A 23,809-nucleotide genomic window follows, 5' to 3' on the forward strand; every position below is an offset into this window, starting at 1 on the left:
GATGTTCATTCCTCGCACCAGTTTTTTAAAACCCATTCTTTAATTTGTTCAGCTACTCCCGCTGCTGCAAGTTCTGTCGTATCAATTGTTTGCATTGGCGGATCAAACGCAGTTTCCGAATTATGGAGTAACCAGTTGGCAAAATTTTTGTGATCTTCAATCAGATTCTTGTCCCACCCACGAGCTCTTAAACGCGTCTCGCGAGTAACATCGTCACAATGCAAATTCATATATAGAATTCGATCAAATCGATCTATGTAATCGGACGATGAAATGTTTTCCGGAACCATCGTTCCACATAAAACGGTTCCTCGTCCACTTAAGGATATGCTATACGCAATCCTCAGCCAATTCTCTTTGGCAATCTGCCAATCCACGTTATCGATGATATCCATATCAAAGACGTCAAATTCGGGAAGCTGTTTCCGAACAAGCGAAGAGATCGTTGTTTTCTCGCTTTAATCACAAAGGTTAATTCACCCTGACAAAAATCAGGAGACACCACATACCACGATTCATCAGAATATGGCTTATTAAAAACAAATCTATCGTTTTCTTCAACAACACATCTATGAATTGGATAAGACCAGCTGAAAATAAAAATGCCATCTTTCTTTAAATAAGAAGCGATTCGGCTGAAAGTACCTTGAAGATCGGTTGTCCAACCTATGGCATATGTTTTGGAGGGCTCATTTACTCGACTCCTTCTAAAGAGATTGGATATGCGTTGAAGAACATGATTTATAGCATATTAAAAGAAGTTATATATCCCGTCTTCATAATAATTGTATCCTTCATCCGTTATTCTTAACTTTCCATATCCGTTATAAAATATTTCTCTATCTTTTTCATTATCAAACGCATTCTGTTTCGGTCTAATGGCTAAAGCTACATCATATCTTGGATCGCCATAAGCGGTACCTGCCCAGTCAATAATTCCAACAATATTACATTCTTTAACTAGCACATTATCTAAAGTTAAAAATCGCTTTTTCTTTACTTTGGAGGTCAGGCATCTTAGAGAGAAATTCTCTTAAACTTATTCCATCAATATAATCCATCAGAAGCCATCTCGATGTGTCCTCCCTATGAAATGAATATACCTTTGGGACAGGGAGTCCCGTATGGTAAAGGTATTGGAGCACCTGATATTCATCGGATAACCATTCATTATAAAGATCGTTTTCTGTTTTCTTGATGATGTACTTTTGGTCGCACGTATCCAGAATAGCCACAGTAGAAGTATGACCTTGCTTAGGAAAAGTGATCTTCTGAACTTTCCCTATATGTTCTTTTATTTCAATTGGGAGATTCTGAATATTCATGGTTTCATCCTTTCTACTATCTCATGCCCTTTCTGATAAAGTTCCCGTTGAAAATATCAGATCATACGCCAATAGCACGTATAATGTGAATAATGGATATGACTACGATTATCTGTCGATAATTCTGCTCTAAAAGTACAAATCCCATCCCATAATAAAAGCAGCAAATAGGAAAGCCAACATGCCCGACATGATGTATACCGCCTTTTGCTTTTTACTACAGCTTCTTTTCAGCAGTTTGTAGATCAACAAGACAAGATACGCCACAGCTAGAATAACATAAAGCAGGTTCAAGATGAGATGTATGCGTAACGAAGAATAAGGGGCAAAGCCTAAGGCGCGCATGAACAATAGGATCGTATTCAAAATTAATGCCAGACTAGCGATATTAATGGCAATATGATACTTATCAAATCCCGTACCTGGTCTTTCCCAGTTTTTTTGTATTTGGATAACCGAATAAAATAGCCAATTATCGCGCTCAAGCTGAGCAGGACGGCTAATGCAAGAGCAATAAAAGATGCTTTGATCCAATTTATCGTTAAATTGGATACGGGCAAAAAGTTATTATAAGGAATGGAAACTTTGATAATATCCTCCACTCTCAGATTCAACGGAATTCGTGCTGAAACAACTTCCAAACACCTTCTGGACAAGACCAACGTTATAAGCCATTTCATTTGACTGGTTTGTCATGACCACTAACCCAAAGCGAGTGACAGAAAACAAGTAATTGCTTTATAAACATAGTAATATGTTCGATTAATCTTCATTGGCTACTCCCCTTATCGTTCTACTATAGTTTTTGTGCATTTATCACAAAAGTTACAGGGACCATTTTTGCTTTATGGCAAAATCATCATTTTGCAGTTGCATCAATTCATCATCAGATTCCTCAATGACAAATCCCGCTTTTGCCAATGCATTTACAAGGTTGATAGTTTACGATCCGATAATGCTAGCTTACTGTCGCCAAGAGTTACTGTGTACCAAGATTCATCAAAGTAACATTTTTGCAGCAACACATTGTCCTTCTTAAGGTAGGAAGCAGTCTCGAGAAAAGTCCCTTTCAGATCGGTTGTCCAGCCGATCGCATATATCGAATAAACGCTGTCAAAATAATCCTTGGGTATATTACATTCTTCTTCCATAGGTGAACAGATTAAAGTTGCAAAAAGACCATAGCATGATAAAATTTGTTTTGTTTTTTCAATTTGATTCTCCGATAGATCCGTCCCCCATTGCACTTATCCATATCGACCGAGATCGCAGCGGCCTGATTACCGCCAATCATATTTGTTCTAACAACAGAACTCTTATCCCTCTCATCGTCCTCCAAACTAAAAAAACCAATAAATCAATTCCACATTTTGAGAAAATCACCTTAATTATTTCTATAATAAACCATGCTGTAATATTTGCGAAGTACATTTAAAAGCGCATACATTTCACTTCAAATCAAAAAGAACCCTCCCGCAGGAGCGTTCTCCGTGAATCGTTAGCTTAAACGTACATCAAGTCCATCTTACTATACTTTTCGCTGACATACGTTTGTAGTTGTACAAGCTTATTTATTGCTTTCCATCTGAGTTTTGATTATAGAAAGTATCATTTATACATTACGTAAACATATTATGCTTCCTCCCGCTGCCCACAGCGGGGAGGAAGCATCGAGCAGTTAGAGAGAGGTGTCCTATAAACAATATGTGGTTACTTATTAATCCAGCACCACAATTTATAAGAATTCCTGCTAACTTTTATTGTCAGCAGGAATTCTTATCATTTTTATGCCTCCACAGCTTCGGGTCTTTTCACTTGAAGAGGCGGGGGAATAAGCCACCCTTTTTCTTTACTCATTTGGAGAATACGAAGGCCTAAAGCGGTTTTAGTAACGTGATATTTCGCAAATAAAGCTCCAATATCTTCTCTAATGGATTGACCCATAACTTGACTACAAGCAACCAATCCCATTGAAGTATCAGAAGCAATACTTGCTGCAATCTCAGGATCTGTAATCCTTGCACCAACAGGAATGTCTTCCAGTTTTACTGGAGGTCTTTCTGGTAAAACTGGCGTTGGTGCAATTCCGTTATCAGTGAGAAGGGTATCACACTCTTTAATCTCAAGTTTAGCTTGATCAATCAGTGCCTCCAATATTTTTTTCAAATCTTTATCTCCTGCATGATTAAAAAATGCTTGGTAAAAGGAAAGAGCCCCCTTCGCAACCGTTGAACATTGCCATACGCTGAAGATTTCACCGTAATGCATTGGTTCATTTTTTGGATTACCACTTAATATTCCCATCATAACAGCTCCTTCATATTTTAATTACCACCAAAGTATAGTTCCAATTTCATGAGAAACATATTCATAAATAATAAAATACCGATGGTATACGGAACTGATTTTTGGAGAAATTAACTTCATCACATATACAGGAGGGAACTTTTATGAATAAACAAATAAACACTTTTGTTGTATCCATTTGTTTATTAGGAGCACTGGCTGTTCCTGCATCTGCTCATGGTGTAAATGAAGCAACCCAAGATGCACGAAGTATTAACACCTACCAAAATAACAGTTCTAATTATCAATCAAACAGTGTAAGAGCAAACGCAACAGATAACGATGATGGAATGGACTGGGGATGGCTGGGCTTACTTGGATTACTAGGTTTAGCGGGAATGCGTAAAAGAGTATCCGATCATTCCAATCGATAACAGACTATATTATTGTCGCTAGACAGACCAGGATTATTAGAGGGAGAAGTTTATCTCCCTCTATTTGATTTAACTATTAGCAATCGTTTCTTTTCGCAACGGTTGCAGTTTTCCATTGTTTCCTCCAGGAAGCTGCTTGTACAGCGACATGAATGCAAGATGCGCTACTCTTGTCCATTGACAGTTTGTTTATATATATCCATCTGCGGAGGCTACGGAAGTCGGATAAGTACAGATTATATTTGGTAGCGAAGATGTCCCCATCTTTTCCCAATGAACCAATTAACCTTGGAAGTCATGTACAAACGTTACCTTCGAACGGAACTGTACCCCATATGCCAGGATTTAGATGGATTCATACCCCAGGGTATTCTCCCGGTCATGTTTCGTTGTTTAGGGAAAGTGACGGAGCATTAATCGCAGGTGATGCCTTCGCTACTGTAAAACAAGAGTATATGTATAAAGTATTTAATCAGGAATTGGAGATAAGTGGCCCCCCCTCGCTATTTGACAACAGATTGGGAAGCTGCAAAGCAATCTGTTGTTAAACTGAAGAGTTTAAAGCCATTGGTTGCTGTAACTGGCCATGGACTACCGATGTCTGGTGAATTACTAACAACAAGCCTAAAAAATTGGTTAATGAATTTGACCGCATTACCGTACCGGATTATGGGAAGTATGTAAACTAATTTTTTTCTTCGAGCATAGTGTTTGGCTGCGGTATTATTGCGTTGTCCAAAACACTTAAGGACCATGTTCTTGTTCATATATGTAAACAACAAAGGGCCTTCCAGATTTATTCAGTAAGGCCCTTTTAGTAGAGATTTGGGAGTAGGTACCGGAGCTAAAAATAGCTCCGTGTTGTGTGTGTTGCATCTGACCATCTATTTAATGATCAAGTTTAAGTTTGTCCTTTACACCTTGTGATTATTCTTGGAGGCACTGCTATAAGTTATTAATCATGAATGAGAACCGCCCGCTAGCGGCTTTAAACCAGCGGGCTAAGTCACCTTTATCTAAGTTTACTTTTGTGCATGGACACCTTGCCATTAAATAAGAAAGCCCCCTGTTGGGGGCAAAACGTTGATATCAGTTTTACTTGATCAGTTTTGATTACTAAGCGTACATCAAGTCCATAAAACTGCGAGTTACATCTCCATCTTCGGCTGGTTCGGGCTGTTCTGCCCGTGCGTGTTCTGCCATGCAAGCCTTCACCGCTTCCTCTGTCGTACAACGATTCGCATCGTCACATGTGTAGCATAATTGAAGCATATATCTGGTTAATTCATCCGCCTGCGTGAATTGAGTCTGACCGTTGGTTCTCATCTTCATCACTCCTTCTCTTGTTGAGTTAAATATATCACCTTCTAGAGGATTTATTTGTGATTTATTTCACAAACTAAGCAAAAAAAGAAAAAGAACCCTTAGGCTCCTCTTCCTTCTCCTATCTATTCAGATCGATAACACCTTACTATTAAAGCACTTTCCAATGTACACCGCCGTCCACCGTTTGCAATAACAATGATCTTTTCGCATCTGTATTTTCAACCAATATCCAGCCAAGCTTGGGGGTAACCATCTGAATCTTCACAATTTCCGGATAGTCTTCGAGAATTTTCTCCAGTACACTGCTTGCAGGAAGAGCACTCCACGTTTTGCCCGCATCCTTGGTGTGGTAGGTTATGCCCTTTTGCATTGCCCAACCTTCCGAAGCGTTCAGAAATACCGGTGAAAGGTTGCGATTCGCACCCGTTTGTTTATTCAAAGTGAAATTCGACAGCTTCCAGCTCTTTCCTCCATCTGAGGTGAAGAATCCATTAAATGTCGTGCTCTCCCCTTGGGAACAGGACATTGACATCCAGGCTGACTTTGCTTCACGTCCAAAAAATTGTGGTGAACTAACACTGAAATTACCACACCCGTTGAATTTGTTTCGATCAAAGAAAGATGGTCCAGTATCCCAGTTCTCTCCACCGTCTGATGTTACATACAACTTCGGTGTACCGAACTCAAGCGCTGTTAAGAAACCATGCTTTGGATCTGAGAAAGTCATACCCGTTGTGTATCCACGTTTGGAAATCTCTTCTGCTTCCTGTTTGCCGTCTTCATCACTGGATGACATGCGGTTCCAGGTAATTCCACCGTCCTCGGTAAAGTAGAGTTTCTTCTCCTGTTTACCGATAGCGGTATCCACCGTGGTAAGAATCCAGCCTTTTTCAGGAGATACAAATGAGATCGCAGTCACTTTATCCGTCTTGGACAGAGAAGACAGACTCCAAGTTACGCCCCCATTGTTGGTGCGAAGCACCATGGTATCTGTTCCACCCATGCCTTCACGAACAATCCAACCGTGCGCACGATCTACAAAATAAATGCTTTGTCCATATTTAGGGTTAGCCGGAAATTGAACATTTTCCGAAGGTGAAATATTGGTCCAGGTCTTTCCCTGATCCTGAGTGTAGTACAGGCGCAGCGCATTCCGCGTCACCCCCCACGCCAATCCTCCGTTGTCATTGAGCAACTGAAAATCGGTCAAACGTGTCTGTATTTGGTACTTGGCCATATCTGCAGATTCTGTACTATTCACAGGGGGAACGACAGTTAATGTCTGCCCTGTATTCCCGGCGTCCTCCTGCTGCTGCGGAGGTTCTGCTTCCGGAGGTTGATCTGAGTCGGTGCAGGCAGTCAGTAAGGCTACTATACCTATAGACAGCAATGCTGTCTGCGCGATTTTAATCCATTGTGAACGCAAGTGGGTTCCACCTCTCTCATCCATTATACAGGCGTACATGCCTGTCCAATGGCATTTTATTTACGATTCATCAGAATCCACTGCTCCTATTCTACCACAAACCATGTGTAAAGGCTCATTACCCACTCATAGCCTGTCCTTCAACCCTTTTCATCCTGAACTGTTTTTCGACGGAATAATTGGTATAAAAACATGAACTGTGATGTATTTTATAGACAACACTCGCTTTATGTGCCCAAATCCCTTAATATGGATGGGAGTGCAACTCAATAAGGAGATGATATGAACGTGACAAGCAATACAACTTTGAAGCCAAGTCGTGTCGTAATTGTAGGCATGGGTGCGGTGGGAACAACAACGGGATACACGCTAATGTTGAGACAGCGTTCGTCCGAGTTGGTATTTGTGGATGTGAATCATGATAAAGCAACCGGCGAAATGCTGGATATGAACCACGGTCTTCCGTTTACCGGTGGTGTGAAAGTATGGGCTGGCGATTACTCCGACTGCAAAGATGCGGATATCATTATTATTACAGCCGGTGCTTCCCAGAAGCCGGGCGAGACCCGGATTGATCTGCTGAAGAAAAATGCAAGCATTTTCAAAGATATTATTGAGCGTATTACTGAAGTGAATTCTCATGGTATTTTACTAATTGCAACCAATCCTGTAGATATTTTGTCCTATACTTCGTGGAAACAAAGCGGATGGCCTGCTTCCCGTGTAATTGGTTCAGGCACATTGCTGGACAGTGCACGTTTCCGTTATCTTATTGGTAAAAACAAAGGTATCGATCCACGCAGTATTCACGCGCATATTATCGGTGAACACGGAGATTCCGAAGTGCCGGTGTGGAGCATCGCAAACGTTGCAGGTACAGACCTGGAGCTGGATGAAGAAACACAGCAGGATATCTTTGAACGGACCAAAAATGCAGCGTATGAGATTATTAATGCCAAAGGCGCAACTTCCTATGCAATTGCCCTAGCTCTGGACCGTATTGTAGCTGCAATTCTCGGCAACGAAGGCTCTGTTCTGAACGTGTCCACGTACCTTGAAGACTACAATGGCGTATCGGATGTTTATTTGGGCGTTCCATGTGTTGTTGATCGCAACGGTGTGCGTGAAATTCTGCCTCTTCCACTGAATGAAACCGAGAAAGTGGCTTTCCAGGCATCTGCTAACAAATTAAAAGAACAAATCGCTGGATTGGAATAATCCGACCACGTAATCATTCATGTCGTGAACGATTAAGCACGTTAACCGCTGTGAATTAACAGATCTGTCTTAGAGCCAAAGGGATCATTTGTGTCTTCCAGAGAGAAGCTCAGATAGGTCCCTTTGTTTTAATTTTGATTGTAACTATTATTACTCAGAATATAAGTTTACATAATATTTATTATGTTTTAAAATTCGCTCCTCAAATGAAAACAAAAAAGCCTGTCCACAGGACAGACTCCTTTTCAATTAATAAGCGTTATCTCATTCTTAATATGTCGGAAGTTTAACGTCCAGCAGAGCCATAGCCTCTTCTTTCTCCCGGCTGGTTACGTGAGTATACACGGTTGTTGTTTGAATTGATGCGTGACCTAGCAGCTCCTGCACCGTACGCAGATCAGCTCCACGCCGTAACATCATGGTCGCGAAGGAGTGACGCAGCTTATGACTGGAGTAGTTTTGACGTTGATTGGCTGGTGATTCCTGCTGGAAGCGTTCAAAGGTTTCCGTAGATATGAGCTGGATGCTGCGAATAGACAGTCTCTTCCCTTTTTGCGAGACAAATAGTGCTTCCTCTTTCGGCCGCCAAGGATCGAGACGCTCAGCCATAGCCTGAGATAACACGTCTGCCACGGTTTCCGGTACAGGAAGCGAGCGCCATTTACGACCTTTACCAAATACATCCAATGTACGCCGCTCCGCGTTATAGTCTTTGCAATCCAGAGCATGCACTTCTCCAACCCGTAATCCCATATATCCCATCAGCAGAAAAACAGCCAGATTACGTGTGCGATACTTCCCATCTACCGACTCCAGAAAACGTGTCAGCCCACTTTCATCTAGGAAAACGGGCGCACGGTTTTTCTCGGTTTTGGATTTTTTGATCCCAAACGCCGGATTATTGGTTAACAATTCAAGTTCAATGAGCGACTTGTAAAAACAGTTCACCGCCGCATGTTTGCGATTTCTCGTGGCATCACTAACCCCACGCTCCCGGGCACGGGACAGAAAAGACAACACATGCAGCTTTTTGACCTGCTCCAGTGACTTCCCTTGAATGGAGACCAGGAATTCCACTACGTCACCCGTGTATGATTTTACCGTATGGCCTGTATATCCGGCATCCTTCATCCATATGTGAAAAGCTTCTAGCTCGTCCGCATATTGCTCCTGAATCTCCTCGGTCATCATCTGTCTACGTCACCTCGATTCGGTTAAAATTGACTAAGATTATTTACACGGGCACTGCGATGACAGAACAACCTTCCAATCGCTGTTATCCCCAGATTTTTTTGATTCCCTTTTCTCAAGGGGAAAATCCGTGGATAAAGGCGAACGCTTCGCTTTTTCAGGTTCTTTCTGTCCTCTCCGTTTTCGTGTAAATGATTAGTTCAATTTATATATTTATTATAAAGCAGAGCCCCTACGCTTCATCCACAATGACAACGTCAATCAGCGGGATGATCGCTTCGGGTTTGCCCTGACTACGGGTGAGTACAAAAGATGGCAATGGATTCTCGTGCAGACCATTCACGGATTCGCAGATCTGAGTATATAAATCCATGTGCAACGTCTCGCCTTCACCCGCCACATCAATGACAGGCCAATCGTTCTGAACGCAGGCAGGCCAGTAAGCCAGCTCATTCGCAGGTACGATACTTAATTGTTGAATGGACGAATCAATACGGTAGATCCCTTGCCGTTCAGGTTTATCGCCCAGCTTGTCCAAGGCAAGTATTCGAGCAGACTGCTCATCTGGTGCAGAATAGAGTGAATAACACCATGGAGTCACGCCCCAGGCGATTGCCATCAGCCCCTCTTCCAGCAACGTATCCGACAGATCTCCTTCGGCAAATTGCTCGATCAGATTATGGTTACCTGGTCCAATCAGTTCCTCCACACGCTTAGCGAGTCGAGGCAAGTCAGCGAGAATAAACCCTCCTCTGCCGTAGGAGTCAAACACATGATGGTTTCTGCTCCACACAGCTTGAGATGGTGAATTCAACGACGCTGCTTCTGCCGGGAAAAGCGATATATATACGGTGATAACTTGCGCATACTTAACCATTGCAAGTTGTTCAGGTTCGAGTGTACCTTCAGCAATACGTGGTGTTTTCAGATGCAGGGAGATTCGAAGTTCATATTCCCCTTCTGTAAATGCTGACCAACCCAGATTAACAAGCTGTTCAACGCCTTCAATAGATGCAATGGAGATCGTGCTATCCGGTTTCAGGTTAACAGCATACTGCACGTATGTGAGCTCCTGACCATAGATGATATTGGCATCTTGACGATTCACGGGTGAAGCCAACGGTTGTGCAATGACCGATACTTTACGTCCATCCTTCAGAAGGCGCTGCGGATCCAGATCTAACTGTAAGGTTTGTGGAGCCTCTGAATGTGAAACAAGCAACTGAGCCTCCGCAAGTACGGTTGAGTCAGCCAAAGCAAATCCAAAGGCTGCATTTTGATGCTCTGAATTCGTATGTAATGGTGTGTTCATGATACATCCCCTCTCTTATGTCTGATGGCATGTCACATCCCCAAATATATTTCATATTTGGCTTGGCCGCAACCCCGCCCTCGTGATTAAGTTCGTTACGCCCCTTATTACTTACCCATATATGAAGAAAATTCCAACCCTCCCCTGCTGTTATCCCCCCCCCCTTTTTATCTTGCTATAAAAAATCCATATATTTATCCTTCGCTCTCATAGCACTGGAGATCCGGCGTGCCAGATTCAGATGACTGTAATGCCGTCCATACGCAAAGCAGATAATCAATCCGATGCTCAACCAAGCAAAAAAACGTTCCGATGTTTGTAAGCTCCGCCAACTGTCCCAACGAGATGACCCCGAGAACAGAGCCACGATAATACCCGCATCTTATCGATCACCTATAAACCCCATCGAATTCTACACGTTATCGCATTGCTTGATTAAATTTATTTTTGAAGATCACTTATTTTGTTCTTTTTTAGCGAAAATGTTCATGATCTGTTGCACGTGGTTGAATAAGAAAATCGATTTAAAACAAAACTGCGTATAATTTATATTATGCGCAGTTTTTATGAGCCTAATTTTGTGTGAATAACAGCTTCAATGTCTTGTTATCCGAAGTCAAGAAAATGAGAGGTCTTTTCGTCTTTTTCCGCTGTATCTTCCTGCCTTATCCTGTCTAATTCGACGATATGCAAGCATGTAAAAGAGCCACATCGCATGATATGGCTCTTCCTTTTCTCTTTATACAGCTAGAGGTGTATATGAAAATACGAAGTAACTATTTCTTGGCTTGTATGAAATAGCGAATTAGGAAAAAGCAATTCTCTCTGCATCTGACATCCGGTATTGGGTTAACAAATAATCTTTGCTCTGCATCGCCGCATGACGAATCGCATCCAGGTCAACATTCAACAGCTTACCCTCTCGCTTCACGAGTCTACCTGCCACAAAGACCGTATCGACATTGGATGGATTGGCGAACTGAACGACAGCGCCGATTGGATCATGGACGGGGAACAGATTCAGATCAGTAGTACGAATCATGATCAGATCTGCTTCCTTTCCTGGGGTCAACGTACCCACCTTCTGCTCCAATCCCAATGCTTGGGCACCAGCCGAAGTTGCAAATCTCAGTACTTGGCTGGACTGCAAGTTCAACTCACCAGGCATCTCACCCTGCTGCAAAAGTTGTTCATTGGCTCTGGAGCGTTCCGCTTGAAGTGCAAACTTCATCTGCGAGAACATATCTCCGCCTGTGGACGTCACCACATCTACACCAAGTGTAGGGGTTCCCCCATGTTCAAGAAAATAGCCGGTGGCCGGATATCCATGACCCATCATCATTTCAATCTCAGGTGTGACCGACAAGGAAGCGCCGCTATCTGCCAGCATTTTGTATTCATCCATGCCCATGGTGTTACCATGAACGATATTCACCCGTGGACTTAACAGTCCCGCTTCGTATAAGTGACTAATCGAGCGATCCACAGATCCCCAACTGCCAAATCCGGCATGCATGGAACAGATCGCATCCAGATCTTGTGCTAGTTCGATCTCTTTTACCGTTGTATTCCAATGACTGAACTCCGGACCACGAATGGCAAGCCCATAAGTAAGCAATTGATCCCGTGATGAAAAATAACTTTCTTTGACTCTTCTCACATCATTATTCGAATACGTGAGTTGACTATCCCGATTCCAGTAGTCCGTCTCACCAGGGACTCCGTGAGCAAATACCGCCCGAATCCCAGCATCCTGAAGTCCACGAATCAGTTCATCCGTATGGTCAGGGGAATACGGCATACTCCAATCCAACACCGTCGTAACTCCTGCATTAAGCGCTTCCAAGGAACCGAGCAGGTTGGCAATATAACTATCTTCTGGACGGAGCTTGCTTCCCATCGCACCATAGTAGAGATTTTGCAAATAGACTGGCAAGGACCAGTTGGTTCCCGCTGTTTTGACAAGTGATTCCCACATATGCCGATGTGTGTCCACCAGCCCAGGCATAATAATCATCGATGAAGCATCAATGATCTCCGCATCCGGAATATCCAGGTCGGGCTGAATAGCCATGATCAGTGAATCCTGAATCAGAACGTCCACCCTCTTATACTGTCCAATTCGAGCATCCATCGACAACACACAGCCATTTTTCAACAGATAACTTGTCTTCACAAGACACATCTCCCATCTAATTTGGTTTGAAAGACGATCATATCCTGCTTATGAATCTGTACTGCTTCTGACTATTTTTTCGCTAGTATATATACATTATATAGTCATTGTTAGTATTTATCAATTTTGGGATTTGCGTTTGGCCCGAAATCTTCTGACCTTCATCAGATTTCCACACATCTTATCATCACAGTACTTCTGTGTTCTGCTTCGGGTATCATCATAAAACATCCAGCGGCAATCTGAATTATCACAGATCCGAATCCTGGCCCCTTCTCCCTCCACCAAAGTTATTGCAAAGTCAGCAGCTACCTCAGCCATAACCTGTTGCCAATGAGCTTCTACAGCTATTAGTTGGAGTTTCAGTCCCTGATCAATTGTAGTCAATGTTCTTCTTACATGCCCTGCTTCCATAACATCATTCAGCCATTGTTTTTCTATATCCGTTAATGATGCTCCAGAAGACAAGCGGGCTCCAAGAGCCAACAATTCATTCCTGAAGTTTCTCATCGACAACTCATCTTCTGGAGATGCAGGGACAGAAGCGTCAAGTTGCCATCGTTCCAGAAAGTCTTGCTGCCAGCTCGCCTTCCCGAGCCTGTCCTCCGATCGATCTCCCCCACGCCAGTCGTGATAATCACTGTTTACAAAATCGGTCCATAACCTGTCCATATATACCTCCGTTCATTGTAACCATCTAAGATAATAAAGAAAGTTACAACTCATCTTTGATGTGTTATATTAAGTGTAACCTCATTAATCAGTTTTAGCTAGTTACATCACAAATCACAATTATACGCAAGGAGGAAAGACAATGACAAAAACAACAGCACTAGATGTGTTACTTATTCAAAAGGATGATACTTGGGATCAATGTAATTGGATTGTACCTTTGTCGAAATCCTTGGAGGGTCTTACAGCAGAACAAGCAGCCTGGATTCCATCCTCAGGGGGATTAAGCATCTGGCAGTTGGTTAACCATATGTATTATTACAACCATCGCTTATTATGTCGCATGCAAGGGAAGGAGCCTACCCTTCCTGCTGTAGACTCCAATGAATACACGTTTGGGAATTCCGGAGATCCGACGGATGCAGCCGGATGGACTACACTGCTACAAGGTACAACTCGATTAGCCCAGCAGTTGCGAGATCAATTAGCTGCACTACAAGAGTCAGATCTTGAAGCCGCATATATGGACTCCGAAGAGAAATGGGCACACGAACTAGCTCGCTGGGTACTCCATGATGCGTATCACGCAGGTCAGATCGTGCTACTTCGCAGACAGCAAGGAAGCTGGAATATCGTTTTCTAAAAAAAAATGCTTGAACTGCTAGCGCTTACAGGAATAAGATGAACTTATTAATGTTACAGCTTGTTCAACAAACTATACAATTGAATAGGATCTTCGGGGTAGGGTGCAATTCCCAACCGGCGGTGATGTTCTTCGGAACCAGCCCGCGACTCGCTAATTGTTCTTAACGAAGGACATTCAGCGACTGACTTGGTGTGAATCCAAGGCCGACGGTACAGTCCGGATGAGAGAAGATCAACACATTGACATGCCGTTCACGGGAAGGCCTCTTTTCTGACGCATGTCCTTGGATGAGCCCCCTTTTATTTGGTGTATACCAAAACGGGGGCTTTTGTCGATTTTGCCAACTGAAGATTCCGTGTTCTGACGAAGGAGTCCTGAATATGGAAAAGACATCAGCAGCAGCATCACCTGTTTACCGCAAGGAACGAAGTAATACCGGATTCTGGCTTGTAGTTCTCGGCGCCGCCCTATGGGGTGTCGACCCACTCTTCCGCATTATTTTGCTAAACACGATGACATCCACGCAGATTGTACTGGTGGAACATATCATCGTCAGTCTGATTGCCATTCCCGTGCTGTGGAAATTCCGGTCTGACCTGAAAAACCTGCGCGCTCGCCACTGGATTGCCGTGATTTTTATCTCATGGGGAGGATCAGCACTCGCAACGGTATTGTTCACCATGGCACTAACACATAACGATCCGAACACGGTTCTTTTATTGCAAAAGATGCAACCACTCTTCGCTATCGTGCTGGCTAAACTGTTATTAAAAGAAACGTTACCACGTCGCTTCGGTGGATTGTTCTTCATTGCATTAGCAGGAACGTACCTGCTTACATTTGGCTTCACGTTGCCATTAGGTAACTGGGACAACTGGATTCATGCTGGAAGCTTGTTATCTCTTGGGGCTGCTGCCTTATGGGGAGGTTCAACCGTTATGGGCCGATTAATGCTGGGACAGGCGCGTTATGAAACGGTCACCTCCCTTCGCTTTGTCGTTGCTCTCCCGCTCCTGATCTTTATGACGTGGAATGAAGGTGCGGCATGGACGTTTCCGTCCGGAACGGGTGAACAGACTGCTGTCATCCTCAATATTCTCGGTCAGGCATTGTTACCAGGTTTGCTCAGTCTTCTCTTGTATTACAAAGGTCTGTCGTCAACCAAAGCATCTGTTGCAACACTCGCAGAACTTAGCTTCCCAATGGCGGGTGTGTTGGTGAACTGGATTGCTTTCCGTACACTGATTACATGGGAGCAGCTGCTTGGTTTTATCCTGATCTGGGTGGCCCTCTTCGCCATTTCCAGACAGCAGGAAAGATCATCAACTGCGGCTGATGCGGCACCGAAGCTGCGTACAGAGTAAGTGGATATATCTGAGGTTCACATATAAACAAATAGTAAATACAAAATAAAACCATTGCACATCAAATTCGATGAGCAGTGGTTTTTTATTTCCATTACTCGATATTATTCAATCATTTTCTCAATTAGCAATATGAGCTATTAACCCTGTGTTTTATTTCTATATCGCAAATCCTCCTCTTTTTTCCCTCCAACCTCATAACGAATATCCATATCATCGCACTACGTCTCTTCTATGTTTTGTCTTTTACCTAATCCGGTGGTACGATGACATATGGAATAAACAGATGAATTATATTCAGAGAGGAACGATCATAATGTCTTCATTCTCATATACCTCCTACGACGCCGTAGGTTTGGCTGAACTGATCCGATCCCGGGAGGTATCCCCGGTTGAATTGCTAGAAGCGGCGTTTGCACGCCTTGAAGAAGTGAATCCGCAGCTTAATGCGGTCATTCGTACATATGAAACCCGTGCACGGGAGGAAGCCGGTTTGGTTCGCCCTGGAGAACAACCTTTTGCCGGTGTTCCCCTGCTGCTGAAAGATATCTCGCAATCCTTGGAAGGTGAATTTCTGACTTCTGGTTCACGTTTATTCAGCGAGCATCGGGCATTACGCAATTCCAATTTTGTCACTCGGCTCCGTGATGCAGGCTTTATCTTCATAGGACATACCAATACGCCAGAGTTTGGCTTGAAAAATATTACCGAGCCCGGTCTTCATGGTCCAACTCGCAATCCATGGAATATCAATCACTCCCCAGGTGGTTCAAGTGGTGGTGCCGCTGCCGCTGTAGCTTCCGGTATCGTTCCTCTTGCCGGAGCCAGTGACGGAGGGGGTTCGATTCGTATCCCGGCTTCCTTTAGCGGTTTGTTTGGATTGAAGCCAACCCGCGGGCGCACACCTGTAGGACCGGGAGTTGGTCGTCAATGGCAAGGCGCATCGATTGATTTTGCCCTTTCTCGCTCTGTTCGGGACAGTGCTGCATTGCTAGATACGTTACAAGTCATTCAGCCCGAAGCTGCGTTCCATGCTCCACTCTTTCCAGGCAGTTACTTGGCTGATATGAGCTATCCACATCAACGCAAACTGAAAGTTGCGTACACAACGAATTCGCCCGTGGGTACACCCGTCAGCGCAGAAGCCAAAGAGTCTGTATACAAGCTCGTTCGCTGGTTGGGAGATCAAGGTCATCATGTTGAAGAAAAACTGAGTCCAGTCAATGGAGTCAGGCTGATGGAGAACTATTACATGATGAACAGTGGTGAGATGGCCGCGATGATCTCTGCCATGGAACGATCCATGGGCCGAGCTCTGACTTCCGATGATATGGAGATTGAATCCTGGGTTCTGGCTGAAGCTGGCAAGAAGGTTTCCGCTGCGGAATTTGTACATAGCTTAGCTGAATGGGATGTAGCTGCAGCTCAGATGTCCACCTTGTTTGAGCGTTATGACTTCTACGTCACACCCGTTAATGCTTTTCCTGCGCCTAAGATTGGTGAACTAACACCTCATGACGAACAGATCCGTAATCTGATGCGAATTAGTGAATTGGACAAGATCCAGCAGCAACAATTGATCTATGAGATGTTTGAACCAAGCCTCACCTATACTCCGTTCACACAGCTCGCCAATCTGACGGGTCAACCCGCAATCAGTGTGCCTGTACATCTGACTCCGGAAGGCTTACCTATGGGTGTACAGGTTATGGCTACCAAAGGCCGTGAAGACTGGTTGCTGCATCTCGCTGGTCAGCTGGAAGCATCAGACCTCTGGATCGGGATGAAAGGTAATCCGCTGTTCCCAGCATAACCGCAATATTTCACACGTTTCTGATGAGTAATCTTTCATGCACCCTATTTTTATTCTTCATATTCACCCGCTACATTACTTGCTATAGTGCATGAAAGTAATGTCATCTCCGCATACTGAAGTAAAAAGACCTTGGAGGAGATAGGGATGAATTCAGCGGAATCTCATAAGCAGTCTATTTACATTCCTGCCAAGACAGGCTACGCTCTTAAAGTGAAAAAAGGCTCACTGATCCGGATCACGGATCTGGAAGGGCAGCAAGTGGTTGATTTTGTCGCTTATGATGCACAGAATATTAATAATCGGCTTGATCCTGGAGTAACCCTCGATGTCCTGCGCAATTACAGGATTAAACCGGGACAATGCCTGTATTCCAACCGTTATAAACCTCTCATTACCATTGTCAGTGAAACTGTAGGCATTCATGATTTTTTCAATTCGGCCTGTCGTCCAGAAATGTATGAGTTCTTGTATGATAAAATAGACCATCCCAGCTGTTATCATAATCTGAACACGGCCCTTGAACCTTTCGGAATCTCTCCCCCGGATCAGCATTATCCTTTTAATCTGTTTATGAATTCTGTACTAGATGGTGAAGGCAAAATTGATGTTATCGCTCCAGAATCATGTGCAGGTGATTATGTTGAAATGGAAGCCTTGATGGATCTGATCATCGGTTTATCGGCTTGTCCGTGCGAGGAAAGTTCTTGCAATGGTTACCATTGTACACCTGTTCAACTCGATGTGGAGTCGCCTGCCGTTTAAAGTGCTATATCCTCACAGTTTGTTCTAATTCACTCCTTGCGGGAATACGATGACTTGTACCCATTTTCTGTGACGACGGGTACAAGTCATCGAACCCGTTAAGGAGTGAACGTGTTTATGTCTGTACTGTTCAGTTATATCATTCTGGGAATATCATTGTCCGCTCCAATTGGTCCGATTAACGCCGCCCAACTCGACCGTGGAGCCCGCCACGGATTCATGCATGCCTGGATTCTAGGACTCGGAGCTATGTTTGCAGATTTGGTGTATATGCTGCTGATTTATTTTGGAGTAGCCCATTTTCTGGACACGCCGTTCATGCGCTCTTTTCTCTGGTCATTTGGCAGTTTTATTCTGATTTACACGGGAGTGGAAACGCTCTCGAAGCTGAAGCAAGGCATTCAAGGTACATCAACTGCGGAAGCAACTATTCGGAAATCGTTTATATCCGGATTTTTGATGGCCCTGTCCAATCCACTGAATATTTTATTTTGGCTTGGGATCTATGGCTCCATTCTCGCGACAACTGTGAAACATACGGATACCGCTCATTTGCTGCTCTACAGTTCAGGCATATTCATTGGTATCCTGGTGTGGGATGTCATTATGGCTGGCATGGCCAGTCGATTCCACAAACATAGCAGTGAGAATGTATTGCGCTGGATCTCTATCATTTCGGGAATCTGCCTGATCGGATTTGGTTTGTATTTCGGGTACGAAGCTGTACGTTCCATTTTTTTTTGACAACAAAATCAGGCTGGACAGTCACCCAACTTCCCCCACATTAATACTGTAACGGTATCATGTGGAATGGAGTTGGGAATCAATGGCGGAGCTGTATAGTGCCGACGAAATAAACACCTTGTTTGAGCGTCTTCCATCTTGGCAGCAGGACGCTTATTCGCAATTTGGTAAAATGATCGCCGACGAAGATAATACGTATCCATGTGTACCTGGACGAATGGGGTTTCTGTCAGGACATTTGAGGTACGGCTTTACGTGTGACCCCCGATCGGAACATGCTGCCGAAGATATGGCCGATCTGCTTAGACAATATGGTCCTGTCTCCAGAGACACCGGTCATTACGCTTCCATGGTAGTGATCTGTGAGACACCAAGTGATCTGAAAGATCATACAACGGTGGAGCAATATCAGACCTTATTCTGGCAAATGCTTAATCGGGTAAGTTCACACGATACCGAGCCGTGGCCGGAACATATTTCACCCGATCCTCATGATTCATCATGGGAGTTTTGCTTTGGCGGAGAGCCTTACTTTTGTTTCTGTGCAACTCCTGCCCATGAACTTCGAGCCAGCCGGCATTTTCCTTATCTCATGTTTGCTTTTCAACCGCGGTGGGTATTCGAATCCATTAATGACAACACCCCTCTTGGCCGTAAAATGAAAACCTTGATTCGCAAACGTCTCGCTGCATATGATGCTGTACCTGCGCACCCTTCGCTGATGTGGTATGGTCAGCAGGATAATCTGGAATGGAAACAGTATTTCCTGCCTGATGATGAGCAGACCCCTTCCAAATGTCCATTCATGCGGATGAAGCAAGCCCTAGGTAAGTTGACGAAATAATCTTAAAGTTGCTTATGTTTTGGATGGTGCTGACTGTGGTGGTTTCGAGCCACGCACCTTATGAACAATATATGTGATGATCCCAAGGAACACCACAAGTCCCACACTTGCCAGCAGACCTGTTCTGCTGGCTTTTTCCATCGCTGTCCCAGCCACAGCAGCCACAATTAAAACTATGGCAATCCATACTTTGATGCGATTCCACTTCACGGGCTTCATTTTCTTAATGTAAGTGATGCAGATGAGCAGCCATGTATACATTAATACCAGACTACCTGCTGTCGTCACATATTCAAAAAGGCTTTTGGGCATCCATAATGCCATCAACGTAGACAGGACTAATCCGGCAGCTGTGCAACATAATGCCTGAAGTGGCATGTCCTTTTTTCCCCAGGTCTTCGTGAACAGCTTTGGTGCGTCTCCATCTTCTGCGAGTTTCACCAACATGGACGTAATGGCATATAACGAAGCCACCATCGTCGAGAATCCGGCTATAATCAGAATCCCGTTGAGAATATGGACCACAACAGTGAATCCAATGGTTGACATGGCTTTGACAAGCGGACTTTCATCTGGAGTTAACTGAGCTGAAGGCACAAGCAACAGGATCAACGCAATTGAAATCACATAGAGTGTACTCACCGATAATAACATGACTCGACCTGATTTCACTGCATCTTTTGGTTCTTTCAAGTTAGCTGCCATCAAGCCCATAACCTCGATCCCGGCAAAAGCAAAGAATGCATAGATGAAACCGGTCCATACCCCTTTAACTCCATGCGGGAACCATTCATTCTTCAGTTGCTCTGGTGTTACTTTTACAGGTAACCAACCCAGACAAGCCGCTCCTGTTATAGCTATAAATGCAACCGTTGCAGCAAGTTTGATTACAGCAAGAATATTCTCCGTTTTGGTTAATCCCTTCGCTCCCAGTGCAGCAATGAACAGACCTATAGCGGCATAGATCGCAACAAATGCCCAAAGCGGAAACTTCGGAAACCAGAATTGAGAGAACAGCCCAAGTGCCGTTAATGAGCTGCCCATGATGAGCATTTCAGAGAACCAGTACATCCATCCACTACCAAAACCAGCCCAAGGTCCGAATGCTTCGCCCGCATACGTTCGAAAAGCACCTTCCTTTGGATCATCTGCCGTCATCTGTGCCAGCGCACCAAACACAAAGTAAGTACCTGCTGCGGCCAGCACCAACAATATAAGTACGGATATGCCGGCCCAATGAATCGCAAGACTGGTTCCCAGAAAAAATCCCGTTCCCAGTGTGCAACCCGCGCCAAACAAGGATAGGCTGACCCAACTTAGTTTATCATCTTCCTTTTTACTGTGCAGCTGACTTTTCATGAAGCTCCTCCTTCTGCCTTATCCCCTTACGATTTACAGGTCATGGAGGTTTTATGTCTGTTTTTCCAAAAGAATATTTTCAATTCTATTTAAATCCGCAAAGAAGTGGTTGACTTTAATCGCTTAGAATGGTTTTCTTTTTTAAACTTGGTGGTGCGTCAATGTGGCTATATGAGAGATGGTAACTAAGGTGAGAAAATGATCTTACTTTTGTGAATTTTTCATATGTTGAAATATTATAATAAAAGTCGTTATTTCTTTTATATTGAACACAGATTTCCTATTTTTCGTATTATCTCAATAGCTTCGTCGTTTTTTATAAATTTAGTCGTTTATAAGAAGGGCTGCTTCCTGGGATTTTTCCTCCTTTCTTTGTCACCCATTTTCGACTAGATTGACGTATAGGCATTATTCTCTAGAATTCTTTTGTAGTCTCATTTCCGATCCTTGTTATGAATTTTTCATATGTTGAAAATATTTTATGTTGGTCATAAAAAAAAGCCGCCATGACGGCGACTTCGCTAATATCTCCAAATTAAGTCCGGCCATTCCAATCTGCTCCGGCGATTTCTTTCCATCGTGCTCTAATCTCATCATACAGTTCCTGCGGGAGTGCGCCTTTAGCCACAAGGTCGGCATTTTGCTGCCAGCGATTGGGCTTGGCTGTTCCTACAATAGCCGTATCTACACCTTCGGTACTTAGCGTAAAACGCAGTGCAGTTTCTACCGCTGCCTGGGCATCTTCACCCAGAAAACTATAGTTAAGTTCGCTTAAGCGCTTCCAGTATATAAATGGATAAGCCTCTTCCGAAAGTGTATCATACGTCCAGGCCGCATTGGCAATTGGTCTTTTCGCGATTACCCCCATGTTTCTTCTTCTTGCCTCAGGCAACGTAAGATCAATTGCTTCCTGATCTGCGATATTTAATGAAGTCTCCAGGCTGTCAAATACTCCGGTCTGAATCGCATATAGCGCATCTGTTGTATCCCCGCTATATCCGATGAACCTGGTCTTTCCTGCTTCCTTGGCACGCTGTAGCACTTCGATTACCGCTCCTTGGCGGAGTACTTCTTCAGAGCAGCTATGCAAATGGATAACATCCACATAGTCCGTTTTCAACCTTTTCAGACTGCGGTCAATTGTTTGCTCCAGTACTTTGGCATCCCAATCCGGACCTTCGATCCCGGCAGCATGTCCACATTTGGTGAACAAATAGTAGTCATCACGCCGATGTGACAGCACCTCACCGATTAATTCCTCGCTGTCCCCGTAACATTCAGCCGTGTCAATTACGTTTAATCCTGCATCGAGGGCACTATTCAGCAATGTCGCTACATCCGTTTTGGATACATTTTTGCCTATTTCCGCACCGCCAAATCCAAGTGTACTTACATTCATGCCAGTATTACCGTACTTGCGCGTTTCCATGGTTATCTTCCTCCAAGTTCAGTGAATTGGGTATAGATAAATAAAAATACAGATTAACTTCAACGTCCCTTATGTTATTACCCATGAGTTGGTTATGCCACCCACTTTTCCAAACTGCAACCAACTTCATTTATTTAGAAACCATAAATGGACATTCCACCGTCAACCAACAACGTTTGACCCGTTATGTATCCGGCTGCATCCGATGCCAGAAACACGACCGGTCCTACCACTTCCTCCAGTTCTCCCACTCGCTGTAGCGGTGTACGACTTACAATTTCCTGCAAATACTGGGGATCATCCAGCAGTTTTTCAGTCAGAGGTGTTCGGAAATACCATGGTCCTACTGAATTGACACGGATTCCATACTTGCCCCATTCCAGTGCGAGAACTTTGGTCATATGAATTAATGCAGCTTTGGTCGCACCATATACAACCCCTGTTCGAAGAGCCGTATGGCCACCTACCGAAGAGATGTTAATGATCTTCCCATTCCCACGTTCTTTCATATGCTGACCCGCCAACTGCGATGCAAAGAAAGCCGATTTTAGGTTTGTTTGCATGATGGTCTCCCATTGCTCGTCCGTTACTTCAAGTGCTGGTGTCCGTATGTTCGTACCTGCGTTATTCACCAGAATGTCCAGACTACCCATCTCCGAGATTGCCTCTTGAAACGTCTCTTCCATTTGCTCTCTTGATGTCACATCCGCAGTCAGAGCAAGCGCTTTACGCCCTGTTTGTTCATAAATGTAAGCGGCTGTCTCCTCAATTTCTTTCATCGTTCGGGATATAAGTACAACGTCACTGCCTGATTGGGCAAGTCCAATCGCAATTGCCTTTCCGATCCCTCTCCCTGCACCTGTCACCAGTGCTGTCTGTCCATCGAGATGGAATGTGGGTACGCTCATGTTACTCACTCCTTCATCAGTTTTTTTTACTTCAGCAATCATGCAGAATACTTTATATGTAAGTGAAGCCCCGATTGGAATCAGGTTACGAAATACTGGCTTGGATTACCCAGCTCCGGATGGAACTTCTCTCGAAAACGACCTCCGGTATAATCCCCTATAATTTTTCGCCAGAACGCCTGCGCAATGACATTGTTACGAACCTGGGTCACTTTCCATCTTCCTGGAAAACGTTTGAACAGCTCATATGCTGCTCGAGTGCCCACTCCACTGCGCCGATATTTTTGCATCACAAAAAACTCAGTCAAATAGTAGTCATTATCCTTACTGCCAGGCTCCAATTTCTCCAACAGAGCAAACCCTGCAGGTGCCCCATCACTTGTAATCAAAAAAGGAAACTTGCGGTCCTCTTCTGCCCAGAATGCCTCCAGACCGGGATATTCCGGAAAAATGCCGTTACTGTCTACATCAATATTCAGATATTTGGTAAAATCATATAGATAAAATTGCATTAAATGCCGAATCACCTGACTGCGTTCCCGGGGAACCAGTTCTATTTTCATATTCATCC

The 23,809-nt window shown here is 44.0% G+C and carries 22 protein-coding genes, 3 pseudogenes and 1 riboswitch; of the genes and pseudogenes, 9 read left to right on the plus strand and 16 right to left on the minus strand.

Translation table 11 applies throughout. The features are described 5' to 3' along the window. Nucleotides 1–5 precede the first annotated feature (5 nt). The 6 genes and pseudogenes from J7E78_RS18630 to J7E78_RS18650 all read right to left on the minus strand — a co-directional run bounded on the left by J7E78_RS18630 (nt 6) and on the right by J7E78_RS18650 (nt 3,629). The gene (locus J7E78_RS18630; RefSeq protein ID WP_251035133.1) at nt 6–395 is read right to left on the minus strand and encodes a hypothetical protein; all 390 of its coding nucleotides are present in this window, start codon (nt 393–395) and stop codon (nt 6–8) included. Nucleotides 396–469: 74 nt separating this feature from the next. Further along, nucleotides 470–676, minus strand: a pseudogene (locus J7E78_RS29450) (class I SAM-dependent methyltransferase); the annotation flags it as partial. 75 nt (nt 677–751) lie between these two features. Further along, a complete protein-coding gene (locus J7E78_RS30060) occupies nt 752–967 on the minus strand; it encodes a phosphotransferase (protein ID WP_215077682.1) in 216 nt (71 codons plus the stop codon). 1 nt (nt 968) lies between these two features. After that, the gene (locus J7E78_RS18640) at nt 969–1,325 is read right to left on the minus strand and encodes a phosphotransferase (protein WP_215077683.1); all 357 of its coding nucleotides are present in this window, start codon (nt 1,323–1,325) and stop codon (nt 969–971) included. Nucleotides 1,326–2,121: 796 nt separating this feature from the next. After that, nucleotides 2,122–2,566, minus strand: a pseudogene (locus J7E78_RS18645) (class I SAM-dependent methyltransferase); the annotation flags it as partial. A gap of 544 nt (nt 2,567–3,110) precedes the next feature. After that, complete coding sequence (locus J7E78_RS18650; protein WP_215077760.1) at nt 3,111–3,629, minus strand: DUF3231 family protein; 519 nt, start codon at nt 3,627–3,629, stop codon at nt 3,111–3,113. A gap of 146 nt (nt 3,630–3,775) precedes the next feature. On the opposite strand from J7E78_RS18650, the gene J7E78_RS18655 reads away from it, so the two are divergent. Together J7E78_RS18655 and J7E78_RS18660 are read left to right on the plus strand one after the other, a co-directional pair. After that, nucleotides 3,776–4,045, plus strand: a complete 270-nt coding sequence (locus J7E78_RS18655; protein ID WP_215077684.1) for a WGxxGxxG family protein — start codon at nt 3,776–3,778, stop codon at nt 4,043–4,045. A gap of 242 nt (nt 4,046–4,287) precedes the next feature. Continuing rightward, nucleotides 4,288–4,734 (plus strand): annotated as a pseudogene (locus J7E78_RS18660) (MBL fold metallo-hydrolase); the annotation flags it as partial. A gap of 427 nt (nt 4,735–5,161) precedes the next feature. On the opposite strand, the gene J7E78_RS18665 reads toward J7E78_RS18660, so the two are convergent. Further along, nucleotides 5,162–5,371, minus strand: coding sequence for a hypothetical protein (locus J7E78_RS18665; protein ID WP_215077685.1), 210 nt, complete (start codon nt 5,369–5,371; stop codon nt 5,162–5,164). Between the two features lie 148 nt (nt 5,372–5,519). Beyond that, complete coding sequence (locus tag J7E78_RS18670; RefSeq protein WP_215077686.1) at nt 5,520–6,797, minus strand: WD40/YVTN/BNR-like repeat-containing protein; 1,278 nt, start codon at nt 6,795–6,797, stop codon at nt 5,520–5,522. Between the two features lie 288 nt (nt 6,798–7,085). On the opposite strand from J7E78_RS18670, the gene J7E78_RS18675 reads away from it, so the two are divergent. Continuing rightward, entirely contained in the window at nt 7,086–8,015 is a 930-nt protein-coding gene (locus J7E78_RS18675; protein WP_397330596.1) for an L-lactate dehydrogenase, read from the plus strand. Nucleotides 8,016–8,285: 270 nt separating this feature from the next. Here the strand turns inward: J7E78_RS18675 and J7E78_RS18680 are convergent, their stop codons facing one another. From J7E78_RS18680 to J7E78_RS18695, 4 genes are all read right to left on the minus strand, one after another. After that, the gene (locus J7E78_RS18680; RefSeq protein WP_215077688.1) at nt 8,286–9,206 is read right to left on the minus strand and encodes a tyrosine-type recombinase/integrase; all 921 of its coding nucleotides are present in this window, start codon (nt 9,204–9,206) and stop codon (nt 8,286–8,288) included. A gap of 232 nt (nt 9,207–9,438) precedes the next feature. Next, nucleotides 9,439–10,518 carry a hypothetical protein gene (locus tag J7E78_RS18685; RefSeq protein ID WP_215077689.1) on the minus strand — a complete coding sequence of 360 codons (1,080 nt, stop codon included), beginning with the start codon at nt 10,516–10,518 and terminating at the stop codon, nt 9,439–9,441. A gap of 805 nt (nt 10,519–11,323) precedes the next feature. Next, entirely contained in the window at nt 11,324–12,694 is a 1,371-nt protein-coding gene (locus J7E78_RS18690) for an amidohydrolase family protein (RefSeq protein WP_397330597.1), read from the minus strand. Between the two features lie 120 nt (nt 12,695–12,814). Continuing rightward, a complete protein-coding gene (locus J7E78_RS18695) occupies nt 12,815–13,366 on the minus strand; it encodes a CGNR zinc finger domain-containing protein (protein ID WP_215077691.1) in 552 nt (183 codons plus the stop codon). Between the two features lie 142 nt (nt 13,367–13,508). On the opposite strand from J7E78_RS18695, the gene J7E78_RS18700 reads away from it, so the two are divergent. The 6 genes from J7E78_RS18700 to J7E78_RS18725 all read left to right on the plus strand — a co-directional run bounded on the left by J7E78_RS18700 (nt 13,509) and on the right by J7E78_RS18725 (nt 19,542). Continuing rightward, nucleotides 13,509–14,009 carry a DinB family protein gene (locus J7E78_RS18700; protein WP_215077692.1) on the plus strand — a complete coding sequence of 167 codons (501 nt, stop codon included), beginning with the start codon at nt 13,509–13,511 and terminating at the stop codon, nt 14,007–14,009. Nucleotides 14,010–14,094: 85 nt separating this feature from the next. Beyond that, nucleotides 14,095–14,248: riboswitch (FMN riboswitch) on the plus strand. 144 nt (nt 14,249–14,392) lie between these two features. Beyond that, nucleotides 14,393–15,376, plus strand: a complete 984-nt coding sequence (locus J7E78_RS18705; RefSeq protein ID WP_215077693.1) for a DMT family transporter — start codon at nt 14,393–14,395, stop codon at nt 15,374–15,376. 316 nt (nt 15,377–15,692) lie between these two features. After that, a complete protein-coding gene (locus J7E78_RS18710; protein WP_215077694.1) occupies nt 15,693–17,189 on the plus strand; it encodes an amidase in 1,497 nt (498 codons plus the stop codon). 147 nt (nt 17,190–17,336) lie between these two features. Beyond that, entirely contained in the window at nt 17,337–17,954 is a 618-nt protein-coding gene (locus J7E78_RS18715; protein ID WP_215077695.1) for a DUF1989 domain-containing protein, read from the plus strand. A gap of 117 nt (nt 17,955–18,071) precedes the next feature. After that, a complete protein-coding gene (locus J7E78_RS18720) occupies nt 18,072–18,698 on the plus strand; it encodes a LysE family translocator (protein ID WP_215077696.1) in 627 nt (208 codons plus the stop codon). Nucleotides 18,699–18,780: 82 nt separating this feature from the next. After that, nucleotides 18,781–19,542: a YqcI/YcgG family protein gene (locus J7E78_RS18725; protein WP_215077697.1), complete on the plus strand. Its 762-nt coding sequence runs from the start codon at nt 18,781–18,783 to the stop codon at nt 19,540–19,542. A gap of 12 nt (nt 19,543–19,554) precedes the next feature. Here the strand turns inward: J7E78_RS18725 and J7E78_RS18730 are convergent, their stop codons facing one another. The 4 genes from J7E78_RS18730 to J7E78_RS18745 form a co-directional block, all read right to left on the minus strand. Further along, nucleotides 19,555–20,901 (minus strand): amino acid permease, encoded by a 1,347-nt coding sequence (locus tag J7E78_RS18730; protein ID WP_215077698.1) that lies wholly within the window; start codon nt 20,899–20,901, stop codon nt 19,555–19,557. A 535-nt stretch (nt 20,902–21,436) separates the two neighbouring features. Then, nucleotides 21,437–22,330: an aldo/keto reductase gene (locus J7E78_RS18735; RefSeq protein ID WP_215077699.1), complete on the minus strand. Its 894-nt coding sequence runs from the start codon at nt 22,328–22,330 to the stop codon at nt 21,437–21,439. A 134-nt stretch (nt 22,331–22,464) separates the two neighbouring features. Continuing rightward, the gene (locus J7E78_RS18740) at nt 22,465–23,238 is read right to left on the minus strand and encodes an SDR family NAD(P)-dependent oxidoreductase (RefSeq protein WP_215077700.1); all 774 of its coding nucleotides are present in this window, start codon (nt 23,236–23,238) and stop codon (nt 22,465–22,467) included. Nucleotides 23,239–23,318: 80 nt separating this feature from the next. After that, on the minus strand, nt 23,319–23,807 hold the full coding sequence (locus J7E78_RS18745; RefSeq protein ID WP_215077701.1) for a GNAT family N-acetyltransferase: 489 nt from the start codon (nt 23,805–23,807) through the stop codon (nt 23,319–23,321). Nucleotides 23,808–23,809 lie beyond the last annotated feature (2 nt).

The organism is Paenibacillus polymyxa (genome assembly GCF_018614975.1).
GTDB classification, from domain to species: Bacteria; Bacillota; Bacilli; order Paenibacillales; family Paenibacillaceae; genus Paenibacillus; species Paenibacillus polymyxa_E.